The 15,916-nt window shown below is 50.6% G+C and carries 11 protein-coding genes; 4 read left to right on the top strand and 7 right to left on the bottom strand.

Annotated features, from left to right (window positions below; all coding sequences use genetic code 11):
- Positions 1 to 45: 45 nt before the first annotated feature.
- From V4U88_RS19340 to V4U88_RS19355, 4 genes are all read right to left on the bottom strand, one after another.
- On the bottom strand, positions 46 to 2,133 hold the full coding sequence (locus V4U88_RS19340) for a methyl-accepting chemotaxis protein (RefSeq protein WP_334074887.1): 2,088 nt from the start codon (positions 2,131 to 2,133) through the stop codon (positions 46 to 48).
- A gap of 138 nt (positions 2,134 to 2,271) precedes the next feature.
- On the bottom strand, positions 2,272 to 3,117 hold the full coding sequence (locus V4U88_RS19345) for a sugar ABC transporter permease (RefSeq protein WP_334074888.1): 846 nt from the start codon (positions 3,115 to 3,117) through the stop codon (positions 2,272 to 2,274).
- Positions 3,114 to 4,415 carry a carbohydrate ABC transporter permease gene (locus V4U88_RS19350; RefSeq protein ID WP_334074889.1) on the bottom strand — a complete coding sequence of 434 codons (1,302 nt, stop codon included), beginning with the start codon at positions 4,413 to 4,415 and terminating at the stop codon, positions 3,114 to 3,116. The genes V4U88_RS19345 and V4U88_RS19350 overlap by 4 nt, the downstream gene beginning before the upstream one ends.
- 95 nt (positions 4,416 to 4,510) lie before the next feature.
- On the bottom strand, positions 4,511 to 5,830 hold the full coding sequence (locus V4U88_RS19355) for a sugar ABC transporter substrate-binding protein (protein WP_334074890.1): 1,320 nt from the start codon (positions 5,828 to 5,830) through the stop codon (positions 4,511 to 4,513).
- 549 nt (positions 5,831 to 6,379) lie between these two features.
- Here V4U88_RS19355 and V4U88_RS19360 point away from each other — a divergent pair.
- The 4 genes from V4U88_RS19360 to V4U88_RS19375 all read left to right on the top strand — a co-directional run bounded on the left by V4U88_RS19360 (position 6,380) and on the right by V4U88_RS19375 (position 12,444).
- Entirely contained in the window at positions 6,380 to 8,125 is a 1,746-nt protein-coding gene (locus tag V4U88_RS19360; RefSeq protein ID WP_334074891.1) for an alpha-glycosidase, read from the top strand.
- Between the two features lie 150 nt (positions 8,126 to 8,275).
- The gene (locus tag V4U88_RS19365; RefSeq protein WP_334074892.1) at positions 8,276 to 9,313 is read left to right on the top strand and encodes a LacI family DNA-binding transcriptional regulator; all 1,038 of its coding nucleotides are present in this window, start codon (positions 8,276 to 8,278) and stop codon (positions 9,311 to 9,313) included.
- Positions 9,314 to 9,421: 108 nt separating this feature from the next.
- Positions 9,422 to 10,093 (top strand): beta-phosphoglucomutase, encoded by a 672-nt coding sequence (gene pgmB / locus V4U88_RS19370; protein ID WP_334074893.1) that lies wholly within the window; start codon positions 9,422 to 9,424, stop codon positions 10,091 to 10,093.
- Between the two features lie 32 nt (positions 10,094 to 10,125).
- On the top strand, positions 10,126 to 12,444 hold the full coding sequence (locus V4U88_RS19375) for a glycoside hydrolase family 65 protein (protein ID WP_334074894.1): 2,319 nt from the start codon (positions 10,126 to 10,128) through the stop codon (positions 12,442 to 12,444).
- A gap of 90 nt (positions 12,445 to 12,534) precedes the next feature.
- Here V4U88_RS19375 and V4U88_RS19380 read toward each other — a convergent pair whose 3' ends face one another.
- The 3 genes from V4U88_RS19380 to V4U88_RS19390 form a co-directional block, all read right to left on the bottom strand.
- Positions 12,535 to 12,864 carry a hypothetical protein gene (locus V4U88_RS19380; protein ID WP_334074895.1) on the bottom strand — a complete coding sequence of 110 codons (330 nt, stop codon included), beginning with the start codon at positions 12,862 to 12,864 and terminating at the stop codon, positions 12,535 to 12,537.
- Positions 12,865 to 13,862: 998 nt separating this feature from the next.
- Positions 13,863 to 15,224: an MATE family efflux transporter gene (locus tag V4U88_RS19385; RefSeq protein ID WP_334074896.1), complete on the bottom strand. Its 1,362-nt coding sequence runs from the start codon at positions 15,222 to 15,224 to the stop codon at positions 13,863 to 13,865.
- Between the two features lie 19 nt (positions 15,225 to 15,243).
- Positions 15,244 to 15,903: a RibD family protein gene (locus V4U88_RS19390; protein WP_334074897.1), complete on the bottom strand. Its 660-nt coding sequence runs from the start codon at positions 15,901 to 15,903 to the stop codon at positions 15,244 to 15,246.
- Between the last annotated feature and the right edge of the window lie 13 nt (positions 15,904 to 15,916).

Consider the following 15,916-nt stretch of genomic DNA (forward strand, 5'->3'; position numbering starts at 1 on the left):
GATTGAGGCGGTTTTGTTAAAACGTTTGCACAAAATCATTATTTCTCATTCGGCTTCATCTTTTGAGTCCGCTTGCTCGCCTGAGTTCAGTTCAAACACATTCAAGGATTGCTTAAGCGATTCCGACAGTTCCTTCAAACGGCGGGACAGGCCGACCAGCTCCTCACTGACACGGTATTGCCCCGAGGCCATGGAGGCCACCTCCTCGGTAGAAGCCCCGCTCTGCTGTACGACGGAGCTTACGTTCGCGACGAAATCCCGCAAAGCCAATTGAGCGCCCATTAACTCGCCGACGGAAGCGGAAGCGCTTTGCAGCTCTCGGGCAAAACCATCCATTTCGCGGCCTACGCCCCGAAAGATGGAGGAAGCGGATGTTACGGATTCGAGTTGTTCCCGAAACTTCGGTGTTATTTCCTGAAGAACGTTTACCGTATTCTCAATGGCTGACTGGATTTCTTCAGTCATCGCGGAGACGTTCCGGATCGAATCGTTGGATTGCACCGACAGTTTGCGGATTTGTTCCGCGATCACCGAAAAGCCTTTTCCCGCAGCCCCGGCGCGTGAAGCTTCTATGGTGGCGTTAAGTGACAAAATTTGAGTTTGACGGGTCATTTCAATCATCGGTTGTAAAATGCCGCGGATTGAAAGGGTGATTTGGCTTAATTTTCCGGAGTTCTCCTCTACCCTTGCGGTCATCCGGGATACGTCTTCCGTCTTCTCCACCAGCCGTCCCATATTCTCCTGCCCTTGTTCACTCACCTGGACGATCCTTCCGGCGGAAGTATCCATCAGTTCGGTTAAATGGATGACTTGGGCCATCTTCATGCCGATCTCGTCCGTCAAACTGTTTCCCTTCTCCGCCTCCTCCGCCAAGCTGGAGGATCCTTGGGCGATCTCTTCGGTGGCGGCCGCAATCTCTCCTGCCGTTGTCGCCGTATTCCGGGAGGCCTGGGCCAATGTATCGGCGGTCAGCCACAGCTCCTGCGTCGACCGCTGAATCCGCTCCACCAACCACGAGATTTGCTCCAACATTTTATTGAAGCTTTGCCCGAGCCGGCCGATTTCGTCCCGGCCTTTAAAATTCGCCCGGACTTTCAGGTTGCCCCGCTCTCCTTCCTCCATCAACCGGGATAGCTTCTGCAAAGGCTTCCCGACGTTGCGGAACAAATAATACCCGATGCCCAAAGCGACCACGATGGCCAACCCCATCACAAACAAGGAAACGTACAACAGCTTGTCCGCCGCACTCAGAAAATCGCTTTCCGGAGCGTATCCGATAAGCCGCCAGGGAGCGGTCTCCAACTGCTTGTAAACCACCAGTTGGCGAATCCCGTGTTCGTCTGACGCGGCGAACGAGGCCGAACTGCCGGAAAACTGCGCTTCCGCCAAATCGAGGGCGGACTTTGTCTCGATCAATTCCGGACGGGACGCATGTACAATCGTATTATCGGGCGTAAGGACGTTGGTCTGGCCGGAATCCCCGAGCTTCAAATTGGCCAGCGTCTCGGTCAAAGCCGCACTCTTGATCTCAATCAGCAGGACAAATTCCGCTTCCGGATGATTCAGATTCTTTAGAACCCTTCCCATCGTAATGGTCGGTTCATTCGAAGTATCAAAAAAACCTTTCTTTAGCCCAGGAATCCAGACTGGCTTGCCGGCGGCTTGAGCAATCGCAGCGATCCGGCTTTCCACCCCGTCGTTTCTCTGCGTACCGCTGGCCCCGGATGTCGCGTAATTGTTGGAAAAATCCTTGTTGACCAGCCGAATGCCAATCAAGCGCTCGTCCGAACCTTTCATGGCGTTGAGCTTGTTTTTTATTCTCGTTTCCGCCTCCGTTTTTCGGATAATATCGACATCTTGCCGCGTGACCGTCTCCAAATCCTCCTTCAGGATTTGATCTACCGCCATCTGCCTTGATATCGATTCATAGCCCGAAAACAGGAAGTCCAACTTGTCCGCAGCCTGTTCGATGGCCTGGGAAGCCGCCGATCCGACCTGGCCCCGGATAATCTCCTTCGACATAACGTACGAGCTTAATCCGAGGATTGCCGATAAAATCATAATGACTCCAAATACCATAACAAACAGCTTCATGCCAACGGACTTAAATTGAAGGAATCGGCCAAACTTCATATGTCTCTGCCCCCTAGTGAATAGAACTGGTTACTGGAACCGATTTAATTTTAACTATGTAAAGAAAGGATATAGCTGCTCAGCTTGGCTGAAGCTATATCCTCATGACTGATTTGTACGGAGATATAAATTTTTGGATTATCCTTTACTTGCCCCGGAAGTTAAGCCATCCACAAGCAGCCGCTGCAGGAACATAAACAGGATGGTAATCGGTACGGCGATCAGCACCGCTCCGGCGGCAAACAGCGTAAAGTTCGAATTTGTATTCGTATTGACCAAGTCCCACATACCGACGGCGACCGTCCAGTTTTCCTTGGTACGCAGCACCAGACGCGCAAAGATAAAGTCAACCCACGGACCGACGAATTGAGTTAATCCGACGTAGGTTAACATCGGTTTGGACAGCGGCAGAATAATTCTCCAGAATATCATGAAATTGCTGGCACCGTCGATTCTGGCCGCTTCATCAAGCGATCTTGGAATAGTATCCAGAAACCCCTTGGCGATGAAGGTGCCTCCAATCGGCGCTCCGGCGGCATAAACGATAACGAGAGCCCAATGAGAATCGAGCATGTTCATCGAAAGCAATAACAGGAAGATGGCAACCATGCTCATAAAACCCGGAAACATGCCTAACACCAGCAAAACCGACAACCCGTTTTTCCGGCCGCGAAACCGGAAGCGCGAGAAGGCGTAACTTGTGAGCAGCGTAAGAAATACGCCAAGTATGGTGGAGAAGATGGACACTTTTAGCGTATTCATATACCATTGCCCGAACAAAATCGTATGCGATGTGAACAATTCCCTGTAATGCTCAAAGGTAAGAGATTCCGGGAACAGCGATTTACTGTACAGCGCCCTTCCGGGCCGCAGCGAGCCTAGGATGACCCAAAGGGCCGGATATAGTGCGCATATCGCTAAAACAACCAGAACAATGTAACTCGAAGTTAGCCGTACGGCATTTCCTATTTTCCGCGCACTCATTGGATCATGTCCTCCTCTTTGAATGATTTGGTCCGACGATAGCTGTAGATCGAGAGTGAGGCGATGATCAGGAAGATAATAATGCCTACGGCAGAGGCCATATTATATTTTCTTTGATCCAGCGTCAGCTTATAGAGCCACGTAACCAGCAGGTCGGTCGAGCCGGCATATTGATAGTCCCCGTTAACCGGGTTCCCGTTGGTCAACAGGAAAATCGCATTAAAGTTGTTGATGTTGCCGGCAAACTGCGTAATCAAAATCGGTGCGGTGGTAAACAGGATCATCGGCAGGGTGATGATCCTGAATTTCTGGAATCCGGTGGCCCCGTCCACCTCGGCCGCCTCGTACAAATCTTTTGGAATCGTGGTCAATACCCCCATGATAAGCAGCATGGAGACCGGTATCCCCACCCACATATTCACGACGATAACCGTCACTTTTGCCCAGAACGGGTCTGTTAACCACGGCAATCCGTCCAGTCCGAAGTACTGGAGATATTGGTTGATCGGCCCGAATTGGCCGTTAAACATATTTCTCATGACAAGCAGCGAGATCATTTGCGGGATGGCATACGGCAGAATCAAAATCGTTCTCCATAGCCCCTTGAACTTGATTCCTTTTTGATTGATCAGCAAGGCGACAAGCATGCCGCCGAAATAGGTGGTGATGGTAGATAAAATCGCCCAGATAATCGTCCAGGTCAGCACGCCATAGAACGTATGGCTCCAGGTTTTGAGGGCGACCAGATTTTTGAACGTATCGAATCCTACCCAGTCAACCAGCATGGCCGGCGGAATGTGCTTGGGCGCGGAATAGTTCGTGAACGCCAGCATCACCATGAAAATGATCGGCATAACGGTAAAGAACAAAATCCCGATGCCCGGAATTGTCAAAAACGCTTGGGCAAACTTGTAATCGAGAACGTATTGTACCGACTCCTTGAAGTTATTCGGCGTTTTGCCCCGATCTCTAGCCCCTCCCACATTTCTGGCATCCTTCACGTTCATCACATAAACGATTATAAAAATAGCCAAAAAAATCAGGGTGATCAAACTGGTCACCAAAATAACGATAGAGTCGTCCCCGTCGACCCATTTCCCTTTAATCAATCGTCTGGGGACTTCGCCTAATGTGAAGATTCCCCAGAACGTTCTGCCCAGGTTATTGATGAAATAGTATCCGCTGACAACTTCAAATAGTAAAAAAATGATACCTTTAATAAACTGCCGGTTATAAATCTGCCCCAATCCCATACCCAATATCGATAGAATAGTAGCGTTATTACGATGTTTGTTCATAGCCCTCACCTTCTCCTCTCCTTGGGAAACCGAGGAAATTACCCGCCGCTGGCAGCGGCGGGTAATTTCCAGTTCTCGCGGAGCAGCATCTGCTGTTATTCTGCGGAAACCCCGTTATTCAGGTCCTTGATTTGCGTAGCGGCTTTATCCATCGCTTCTTTAGGATCTTTTCCACTGTCCCAAATTTCTGGAAATGCGGCGTTTAACGGTGCCCATGCATTGGACATTTCCGGAATGCTCGGCATCGGCTGGGAAGATGCGATCTGGGCCGCAAAAGCGGAGACGAATTCGTCATTTTTGACTTGCTCCGTTTCAAGCGCTTCGAGATTCGTCGGCACGGAGCCGACTTTCTCGTTCAACAAGAGCTGTGCTTCCTTCGATGAGGCGAAATGGGCGAAAAGTTTGGCCGCGTTCGGATACTTCGTAAACGAGTTGACCACGTAAATTTTGATTCCCGAGAACGTCACGGCCTTTTTGCCAGCTATCGTCGGAACTGGAGCTACCCCCAATTTATCTCCAAGAGCCGCTTTATACCCGGCGAGTTCCCACGGGCCATTGATGTCCATGGCGATATCCCCTGCGGTAAACAAACCGCGCTTCACGTCCGGGTTAATGTCGCCGCTGTTGATGGGGAGAATTTCCTTCAAGCTTTGGTATACTTTCAAACTTTCCAGGGCTCCGGCATTATTCACCCCAATATCATCCTTATTGGTTCCGTTGTCCCCGAACAGGTAGCCTCCGCCGGAAGCAATAAACGGATAGTTAAAGTACATATTGCCGGTTTCCCACATAATCCCGTACTTTTTCTTTTTAACATCGTTAAATGTTTTACTGAAGGCGATTACATCTTCAAAGGACTTGGGCGCTTCCTTCACAAGCGATTTATTATAATACAACGCTGGCGTTTCGGCTGCTCTGGGGTATCCGTACAGCACACCGTCAAAAGTCGCGCCCAGGATGGAGAGCTCCGTATTATTCTTCTTGGTTTCTTCTTCAAAAACGTCATTGGCCAGCAATAGCCCGGAAGTCGCGGCATTCCCGATATGATCATGCGGTACGATCAACACATCGGCGGCAAGACCTGCCGAGCCGTCCTGCGTCAGTCGGCCGATCTGGTCGGTCGGCGCCACTTCTTCGATCTTCACCTTGACGCCATACTTGGCTTCAAATTGCTTGATCAGTTCGTCGGCGAAGACTCTTTCCTCCCGGCTCTCCCAGATGAGCAGTTCCGCCCCTTCTTCGGGAGCGATTTCACCTTCGGCGGTTTTTGTGCCGTCTCCCGTATTCTCCGTCGTCTGATTTGCGGGAGCTGGCGCACTCTCACTATTGCCGCCTTTGCTGCCCGAGCTGCAAGCCGTAAAGGATACGACCATGGACAAAGATGCGATGAGCGCTAACATTTTCTTCATTTTCATAAAGCGAACCCCTTCCTGATTTTGTATAGAAACTTTTCACTTCCAAGAAAAAGCGCAAACGTTTTCGCATAATGTCGAGAAAAAATGTAGTTTTTGTCGTAATCTCGCGGGATTTATCGATTCCCTCGACTGGAAAGCGCTTTACATCTAAAACTATCATACAACACACCGCGAAGTTTGTAAAAACGTTTGCACAGATCGTTTTTGTGATCTTTTATCCGCATAGCTTGAAAATGCTCCTGTTTGCTCCCTATATCGCAATTTAACTCGAATTGAAGATTCGTTTTGAGCCTTGTGCAATTGTTTGAACAATGCTATAATCTTGACCGATCCTAACTTGAAGGCACTGTTATCCACAAGGTACATCCTCGGCTTCGCTTAATAGCCCGGGTGTGCCTTTTCTTGTTCCGCGGTGCCCGGTTTAGTTTAGTCCCTTATATTATAATCAAGTTCGCACATCCTAACGGCAAATAACGGGATATAAGCCTGGCTGCGTAACAGTGTTTTCTGGTTGCTAAAAAATTCTCTTAGTGAAGGAGGAATTATTTCATGCTTCTTGAAGCGGTTTACCATCGTCCCCAACTGAACTGGTGCTACGCTTACGACCAGGAAACGATTCATCTCCGCCTGCGGGCCAAAAAGAACGATCTCAGCGAGGTATATGCATTTGCCGGGGATAAATATGCCTGGGATGAGACAAAAGAACTGGTCCCGATGACGAAATTTATCTCCGACGGGCTGTTCGACTACTGGACCTGTGAGATCAAACCGCCGTTTCGCCGTTTGAAGTACGGCTTTTTGCTGAAATCCGGGGAAGATCGGGTATGGATGACTGAAAGCGAATTCACGCCCGAGCGCCCCGTCATTCCGGACCGGTTGTTTGAATTTCCGTATATTAATCCGGGAGATGTATTTACCGTGCCGGATTGGGTAAAAGATGCGGTCTTCTATCAGATCTTCCCCGAACGCTTCGCCAACGGCGACCCGAGCAATGACCCCGAAGGCGCGCTGCCCTGGGGCGGCAAACCGGAGCGCGATAACTTCTTTGGGGGCGACCTGCAAGGAGTAATCGATCACCTCGACCATTTGAGCGAGCTTGGAATTACGGCGATTTACTTCACGCCGCTATTCGAAGCCACGACGAACCACAAATACGATACGGCCGACTATATGCGCATCGACCCGCATTTCGGCGATATCGAAACGGTCAAAAAATTGGTTGCCGCCTGCCACAAACGAGGCATTCGCGTTCTGTTCGATGCCGTGTTCAATCATTCCGGCAAAACCTTCGCCCCTTTTGTGGATGTCATGGAAAAAGGGGAGCAGTCGCGCTATAAGGATTGGTTCCACATCCGTCAGTATCCGCTCGAGGTGAAGGACCGTATTCCTAGCTACGATACCTTTGGTTTTGAGCCGCTTATGCCGAAGCTGAATACGAAAAATTCCGAAGTTAAGGCTTATTTGCTTAAAGTAGCGGAATTCTGGATCAAAGAGGTGGGCATTGACGGCTGGAGACTTGATGTCGCTAACGAGGTGGATCATGAATTCTGGCGGGATTTCCGCAAGGTCGTCAAAAATGCCAACCCGGAAGCCTACATTCTGGGCGAAATCTGGCATGAATCCTCCCCTTGGCTGCAAGGCGACAAGTTCGATGCCGTCATGAACTATCCGTTCACGGAAGCGGTACTCGATTTTGTGGTACGCGGCAAACTGGATGCACTGGGATTCGCCAATGCCATCGGCCAGCAGATCTCCCGCTATCCGCTTCAGGCGAGCGAAGTGACGTTCAACCTGCTGGACAGCCACGATACTCCGCGCCTGCTGACCCTTTGCGAAGGCAACAAAAACAAAATGAAACTGGCCGCCATGTTCCTGTTCACCTACAACGGTACGCCTTGCATTTACTACGGCGACGAAGTGGGCCTGGACGGCGGAGCCGATCCCGATTGCCGTAAGTGCATGGAATGGGATCCGCAGCGGCAGGACCATGACTTGTTTGCATTTTACCGGAACCTGATTGACCTGCGAAAGCAACTCACTCCTCTGCGCACCGGCTCCATCCGTTTCCTTCTCGCGGAGAAAAACGGGTCCAGACTGGCCTATGAGCGCAGAATCGACGATGAGCGCGTTCTTGTGCTGCTGAACAATTACGATGCCGGCCAGACCCTGGAACTGACCACAGACACAAAAATATGGCGGGATACGCTGAGCGGCGAAACCTGGGAAGCGCTTAACGGCAAACTAAGCGTCCGGCTTCCGGCTTACGGGTATGCTGTATTAACGGAAGCGAAATAACGCACCATAATGAACACGGCCTGTCCCTTCCTGTCCGAGTGGGGTCAGGCCTTCTTTCTATCGGCCATGCCACCGTGGGTCTATTTACTTTCCGCAAGGTATCGATTAATATTACAATGTAAGGCAAACGGTTCCACAAGGAGGTTCTTTATGGCTGTAACTATAAAAGACGTCGCCAAAAAGGCCGGAGTATCGCCCTCCACAGTGTCCCGAGTGCTGTCCAATCATCCCAGAATCAGTGCTGAAACTTCGCGAAAAGTAAAGTACATCATGGATCAGCTTGGATACCATCCGAACATCATGGCGAAAAGCCTCGTATCCAAAACGACAAACAGCATATGCATCATGCTTCCGAAGTCGGCTGAAGAATTGTTCTCCAACTTTTTCTTCATGGAGTTGATCCGCGGAATAGTGACCCAGGCGAGCCGTCTCGGCTATGATGTCCTGATCAGCTCCGGAGCGAACGAAAAGGAAGAGGTTGAGGGTGCATCCAGACTGCTGAATGGACGCCGCGTAGACGGAGTGATTCTTCTCTATTCGAGAAAAGATGACCCTGTTATCGATTTCCTGCATGAAGGCGGCCATCCCTTTGTATTGATCGGTCGCAGCGAACAGTATCCCGATATTTTATCGGTCGATAACGATAACGTACAGGCTTCTTACGATGCCACCAAACACTTGATTTCCTTAGGACATGAGCGAATCGGATTCGTCAGCGGCCCTCCTGAGCTTATCGTATCCCAAGATCGGCTGACGGGTTATCTGGACGCCCTCCGCGATTCCGGTTTGGAATCTCGAGCGGAGTGGATTGTTGAGGGGGATTTTTTGCAGGACAGCGGTTACCGGGCCATGTCTTTCTTCATGAATCTGCCGGACCGTCCGACAGCGATCGTTCTGATCGACGACGTGGTTTCGTTTGGGGTTCTGCGCGGTCTCCATGAATTGGGTTACAGTGTACCGAAAGATCTGTGTCTGGTCAGCTTTAACAATATTCCGTTATCGGAGCTGTCCACGCCACCGCTCAGCAGTATAGACATCGGTATCTACAACTTGGGATATACGGCCTCGCAAGTTCTGATTCAAGCGATCAAGAACAGCAACGATAACAGCTACCGGAAGCGGCATATTATTCCCCATCGCTTAATGATCAGGGAATCGTCCATGTACAATATGCCGAAGCAGAAATGATAGGGCACCATCACTTGAAAAAATAATTGAAGCAGATTGCTTGCTTCTTTTATTTTTTGCAGCTTGTTCAAACGTTTGCGCTAAACACAACGAAAGGAGACAAACTACATGAGTACCCTTAAGGCTTGTCTTTTTGATCTGGACGGTGTACTTGTCGATACCGCCAAGTACCATTACGAAGCGTGGAAACGCCTGGCGGCCGAGTTAGGCTTTGCATTTACGCAAGCCGATAATGAGAGACTAAAAGGTGTCAGCCGGATGGCCTCACTCGATATTTTGCTTTCGATAGGCCAATTGCAAAGAAGCGATTCGGAGAAGCAGGAACTGGCGGCGCGCAAAAACAGTTGGTATGTTGAGGCCATCTCGAAGATGGGCCCGGAGGAAATCTTGCCGGGAGCTCTTCATTTTCTTAAAGATTGCCGAGAAAGCGGTTTAAAAGTGGCCCTCGGCTCCGCCAGCAAAAACGCCATGACCATTCTCGACAACACGGGGCTCACCCCATACTTCGACATTATCATCGACGGAACCAAGACGTCCAGCGCCAAGCCGGATCCCGAAGTGTTTGTGCTTGGCGCCGCCGGACTGGGAATACCGCCTGAACAATGCGTCGTCTTTGAGGATGCCGAGGCGGGAATTGAAGCGGCTCAAAGGGCCGGTATGCGCAGTGTCGGTATCGGTTCGCCGGCCACGCTGGGCAGGGCCAATCTCGTGATCCCTTCACTGGAGAATATGACGGTTGCCCGTCTGCAGCAAGAAATGTCCGCTTTTTTCATATCTTAATTCATTAGATGACTTAAAAGGAGCCGGTACACATGAGACAATATCTTAAAATGGACGAATGGTCGATTATTGAGGAGTCGTTTGATCCCGCCCTGCATGAAATTTCCGAGAGCATTTTCAGCATCGGCAACGGTTATATGGGCCAGCGCGCCAATTTTGAGGAGCAGTACAGCGGCCCGTCCCTCCAGGGAAGCTATATGGCCGGAGTCTACTATCCCGACAAAACCCGGGTCGGCTGGTGGAAGAACGGATATCCGGAGTATTTTGCCAAAGTGCTCAACAGCACGAACTGGATCGGTATTCACGTTCTGATCAACGGCACCCCGCTTGATCTCGCCCAATGCGAGGTAAAGGACTTCGTTCGCCAGTTGAATATGAAGGAGGGCTACCTCTCCCGCCGCTTTGTGGCCGTTCTGAAAGACGGCAAAGAAGTTCAGGTCGAAGCCGTCCGCTTCGTCAGTATGAAGCGTCAGGAAATCGGGGCGATCCGCTATGCGGTGACGCCGCTGAACTTCTCCGGCAGTATCCGCTTCATGCCTTACCTGGATGGGGATGTGCAGAACAAGGATTCCAACTATGACGAGAAGTTCTGGCTTGAGGTGGAGAAGCAGGCCGCACCCGATCTGTCCTATCTGACCTTGAAGACGAAGAAGCTGGATTTTCACGTTACGTCCATCATGACTTTCGATGTGTTCAAGAACGGGCAGAAGCTCGAGTTTGAACCGTATTTGTCCGAACGCGAGAAATTCGTTTCCGCGGAAGCCGCTTTTGACATTGCACAGGGCGAAACCCTTACGCTATACAAATACGTCGCGAACGTTACCTCCCGCAACCACGGGCTGGGACAACTCGTCGACGCCGGCAAACAAGCGCTCCTTGAAGCGTACGCCGCCGGCTTCGATACCCTCCTTCGCGAACAGGCGGAGGCGTGGACCGAGAAATGGAAAGGCAGCGACATCATTATCGAAGGCGATGTATCGGCGCAGCAGGCCATCCGTTTTAATATTTTCCAATTGAACCAAACTTATACCGGGGAAGACGACCGCTTAAACATCGGGCCGAAGGGCTTTACCGGCGAAAAATACGGCGGCAGCACCTATTGGGATACCGAGGCGTATTGCGTGCCGTTCTATCTCAGCACCGCGGATTCCGGCATCGCCCGCAATCTGTTGATCTACCGCTACAAGCATCTCGAAAAAGCCAAGGAGAACGCCCGCAAGCTCGGCTTTACTAAAGGCGCGCTGTACCCGATGGTAACCATGAACGGGGAAGAATGCCACAACGAATGGGAGATTACTTTCGAGGAAATCCACCGCAACGGGGCGATCGCTTACGCTATTTATAACTATGTGAATTATACAGGGGATAAATCATACCTGAGCCAGTACGGCCTGGAGGTGCTCGCGGAAATCTCCCGTTTCTGGGAAGAGCGCGTGAACTTCTCCAACGCAAAAGGCAAGTACGTCATCCTTGGGGTTACCGGGCCGAACGAGTACGAAAACAACGTCAACAACAACTGGTACACGAACCGGATTGCGGTCTGGACGCTGGAGTATACGCTGGAGGTGCTGGATTACCTCAAGGCCAACGAAAACGCCCGCTACCTGGAGCTGGTCGACAAGCTCAAGCTGACGGAAGAAGAAACCGCAAAATGGCGCCATATTATCGATAATATGTACTACCCGGTGGATGAGGAACGGGGCGTCTTCCTTCAGCAGGATGGCTTTCTCGACAAGGACATCGTACCGGTCAAGGAACTGCCGCCGGAGAACCTACCGCTGAACCAGAACTGGTCGTGGGACCGGATCCTGCGCTCCTGTTACATCAAGCAGGCCGACGTGCTGCAGGGCCTGTATTTCCTGGGCGACCGATACGATATGGAAACGAAAAAACGCAATTTCGATTTCTACGAACCGATCACCGTTCACGAGTCCTCCCTCTCCCCTTGCCTGCATACGATAATCGCCTGCGAGCTCGGCTACCAGGAGAAGGCATACGAGATGTACCTGCGCACCGCCCGGCTGGATCTGGACAACTACAACAACGACACCGAGGACGGCTGCCATACGACAAGCATGGCCGGGACCTGGATGTCCGTTATTCAGGGCTTTGCGGGTCTGCGCGTCCGAAACGACGAACTGGTGCTCAAGCCGTTCATTCCGTCGCACTGGAAGTCGTTCTCTTTCAACGTTATGTTCCGCGGCGCGACGCTGAATGTCAACGTCACTGAAGAGAGCATCATCGTGACGAACGAGACCGATGTGCCGGCCGCGATCCGGATTTACGACAACAGCTACACCGTCGGCGCCCATGGCGAAATCCGGGCGCAAAGAGCGTCGGTTACGGTATAAGCAAAAAGGACAGATTCCCGTTGAATTTGGGATCTGTCCTTTTTTTACAATAATGACGCAGTTATAAACATCCGGGCGGTTCAGCAAGACCTAGGGCTGCAATTCTACCCTCGTTTCCTTTTCCGGATCTTCAGTCGTGTAATAGAACAAGTAAACGGTCCATTTTACCGGATATACACCGATTTGCGTGGTCAAATTCTGATGTTTCGTCGATACATTGCTCAAAAGAAACGGCGTTTTATTTCCTTCGTGTCTGTACACTTTGTATTTGCCAATTAAGGCGATCGGGGTCGTCGGAATGATCACCAGTTCCGCATTTCGTTCAAAGCGAAGTATGGGCAAATCCGACTCGGGTGATAGCCAAATTCCACCCTCGAGGACTTTTCCGCCCACTTCCAACTGATAATTTTGATACGGCAACTGTGCCTTTCGTCCTTTATTCCGTATGTTCAGCCTGATTTGAGTAGGGGTAATGACCACCTCCTCTACAATGTTGTCTGCGCTCCGGCTTCCGACGGGATATTCAGCATCGTCCCTCTCTCGGTTACGTTACTTTTATAACAATCAAACAATAAAAAAGGTTCATTCCGCTCTAAAATGAGTTATATATATACTTTGAACTAATGATTTGCATACTAGTGCCCCGTCAGACAACCTTGACTAGCAAGAATTCCTGCAAATCTGCAGGTTTTTTTCCTATTCGGAACAAAAAATTGAAAATTCCTGCAAATCCTCTGCAGGAATTTTCGACGACATAGGCTCGTTTCTCCCAAATCGCTAGAAATTCCTGCAGATTTTGCATCTTTTGGAGTTGGTAGTGCACTAGGCACCTTGATAGCCGTGGGCTTAATACGGGTTTGGATGTCTGTGGGCTTGAGACTGCGTACTTTTCGAGTATCTCACTCACTCCAAATTATAATTGACGCAGCGGATTTTCATTTTCTCCTACTACGATGTCTAATGGGGCAATGGGTAGCGATATAGAGGGTTCTTTTCACACTCTTCACCTGCAACTCATTTGAATTAAAGGGAATTCTTCCCGTTTATTTGGTGCGTATGCGGCTGCAGAGGCGAATTAGCTGGAGAACCTCCCGCTAATTCGCCTGAAATTGTGTATATCGGCAATAGGGCCGCGAAATAGATGGAGTTTTTCCAGCTAAATCCGATCGAAGAGCCAAGAGCGGTACATTAACGGGAGATTTTCCCGTTAATGATGTAAACTCCGACGGTAGGGCTTAATATCTACAATTATGGATGTCGGCAACGTATCTCCGAAACTATTTCATATCCTTCCCCAACGCCAATTCTTTAGTTCAACCTATATAGAAACGAAAAAAAGCCGCAGGATGTAGGCCTTGCCCACGTTCATCCTGCGGCTGTTCCATATCGCCCATTCGGGAAAGCAATCTAACGGCTACTTACGCGGCAATATCGCTCACCAAATTTTTGATCCATTTGCGGGAGTGGATACGCCACATGCCGATCCCGAAGCGTACAACCTCCTCCAGGGATAGCACAAGATACACCAGATAGACCGGTTGTTTGAAGACAAACGATAGCAGCAGTCCTGACGGAACTCCGATCAGCCATGTCGCCGTCGATTCCATGGCGAATACGAACTTGCTGTCTCCGCCGCTGTTCAGAATCCCCCCGGCCATGATCATGTTTCCGACCTTGACCCACAAGAAAGCGGCAAATACCCAAACCAGGTAAATCCCCAAGCGATGGGCCTCCCCTGAAATGTTAAAGAAGGAAACATACCAAGGGGAAGCTGCGGCGATCACCAGACCGACGGCAAGGGAAACCGAAATCCCCAAAGCGATGAAACGCTTGGCGTACTCCATGGCGGTTTCTTCCTCCCCGGCCCCAAGCTTGTTGCCGACCATTACCGCGCCAGCGCTGGCCAGGCCCGACAGCAAGCCGATACAGATGCCTTGCAGCGGGAAGGTGATCGTCATGGCCGTCATTTCCGTTGTTCCCATCCGACTATAGATCATAGCGTAGGCCGTCTCGCCCATCACCCAGATAAATTCGGTCAGGATGATGGGATAGGTCGTTTGAATGAACTTCTTCAGGAGCGGCTTGGGAATCCCGAACAGGCTGCCGAAATCGACCGAACCCGGAAGCTTGAACTTGTAGACGGCTCCAATGATCAACAAACACTCCACGATTCTGGAGGTTAACGTGGCGATGGCCGATCCCTTCAATCCCAGTTCCGGAAATCCCCAATTACCGAAGATCAGCATGTAATTCAGCACAATGTTAAGCCCTACTGTAAACAAACTGACGAACATCGGCAATTTAACGTGCGTCGTGCTTCGGAGAATCGCGGAATACATCATCGTAAACAATGTCGGTACATAACTTAGCGAGATGATCTGCAGAAAGATATAGCCTTCTCCCAGAATCCGCTCGTCCGTCGTAAACAATTTCAGACAAAGCTGGGGCTCAAAAAGCACAAGCAGCGTAAACAGGAACGACAGTGCAAACCCGGCTACCAATCCGATCCCGAGTAATTGGGAGATGCTCTTGCGGTCCTGTTTGCCCCAAAACTGGGCCGCGTAGATCGAAACGCCCGCCGCAAGGCCGGCCAGCACGACGGAGATCACTCCGTATATTTTCGTGGCCATCCCGACGGAGGCGATGGCCACATCGCCCAACTGTCCCACCATCAACTGGTCCGTGAGCGTGAGCAAAGACATAATCAGGCTTTGTAAAGTTACTGGCAGGGCGATTTTATATACATTTTTATAAAAATCCTTTCTCAACTCATCGCTCATCCAACCTGTCCTCCCGTATTCATACCGCCTTCAAATAGCGCAGCAAGGTGTAATGATCCTTCGGCTGCACTTCGACAACCTTGAACTTTTTGGTAAAATCCAGTCGCGAATAGCCCTCACCATCCACCAGCGTGATATTGGATGCCCCGCCGATAATGATCGGAAGCTGCATCAGTATGATCTCGTCGACAAGGTCCTCGTTGAACACGTGCCAATTCAGAAATCCGCCGCCCTCCACCATCAGGCTGTGAATCCCGTAGTTTTGTTCCAGCAGGGAAAACAACTGTACGAAATCGACCTTGTCTTCACCGCAAATCAGGCATTCTTTCCCCCGCTCCCGCAGCAGCTCGATCTTGCGTTCATCCTTCCCCAGTTCTGTCGTCACGAGTATGGTTTGTCCCCCATCCGCCAGCACGTGGCTGTCCAGCGGGATGTCCATCGTTCTTGTAGGTACGATACGCACCGGGTTTTTATTCTCTTCATACCGGTTCGTCAAAAAAGGGTCATCCGTAGCAATCGTGTTCTTTCCGACCATAATCCCGTCTACGGTTCCGCGAAATTTATGAATGTACTCCATATCCCGGCCGTCAAAAAGGCTGAACAAGGGCTTACTGGACTGACCCGGCCCCAACGTCAGTTTGCCGTCGATTGAAACTTGGCTAAATACACTCGTCTTCATGGATTTTCCCTCA

Source organism: Paenibacillus sp. A14 (genome assembly GCF_036864815.1).
GTDB classification, from domain to species: Bacteria; Bacillota; Bacilli; order Paenibacillales; family Paenibacillaceae; genus Fontibacillus; species Fontibacillus sanfengchensis.

Excerpts from the sequence above, each read along its gene's own strand:
- V4U88_RS19385 (WP_334074896.1), bottom strand. The coding sequence starts at position 15,224 with ATGAGCGATGAGTTGAGAAAGGATTTTTATAAAAATGTATATAAAATC.
- V4U88_RS19375 (WP_334074894.1), top strand. The coding sequence starts at position 10,126 with ATGAGACAATATCTTAAAATGGACGAATGGTCGATTATTGAGGAGTCG.
- V4U88_RS19345 (WP_334074888.1), bottom strand. The coding sequence starts at position 3,117 with ATGAGTGCGCGGAAAATAGGAAATGCCGTACGGCTAACTTCGAGTTAC.
- V4U88_RS19350 (WP_334074889.1), bottom strand. The coding sequence starts at position 4,415 with ATGAACAAACATCGTAATAACGCTACTATTCTATCGATATTGGGTATG.
- V4U88_RS19360 (WP_334074891.1), top strand. The coding sequence starts at position 6,380 with ATGCTTCTTGAAGCGGTTTACCATCGTCCCCAACTGAACTGGTGCTAC.
- pgmB (WP_334074893.1), top strand. The coding sequence starts at position 9,422 with ATGAGTACCCTTAAGGCTTGTCTTTTTGATCTGGACGGTGTACTTGTC.
- V4U88_RS19365 (WP_334074892.1), top strand. The coding sequence starts at position 8,276 with ATGGCTGTAACTATAAAAGACGTCGCCAAAAAGGCCGGAGTATCGCCC.
- V4U88_RS19340 (WP_334074887.1), bottom strand. The coding sequence starts at position 2,133 with ATGAAGTTTGGCCGATTCCTTCAATTTAAGTCCGTTGGCATGAAGCTG.
- V4U88_RS19355 (WP_334074890.1), bottom strand. The coding sequence starts at position 5,830 with ATGAAAATGAAGAAAATGTTAGCGCTCATCGCATCTTTGTCCATGGTC.
- V4U88_RS19390 (WP_334074897.1), bottom strand. The coding sequence starts at position 15,903 with ATGAAGACGAGTGTATTTAGCCAAGTTTCAATCGACGGCAAACTGACG.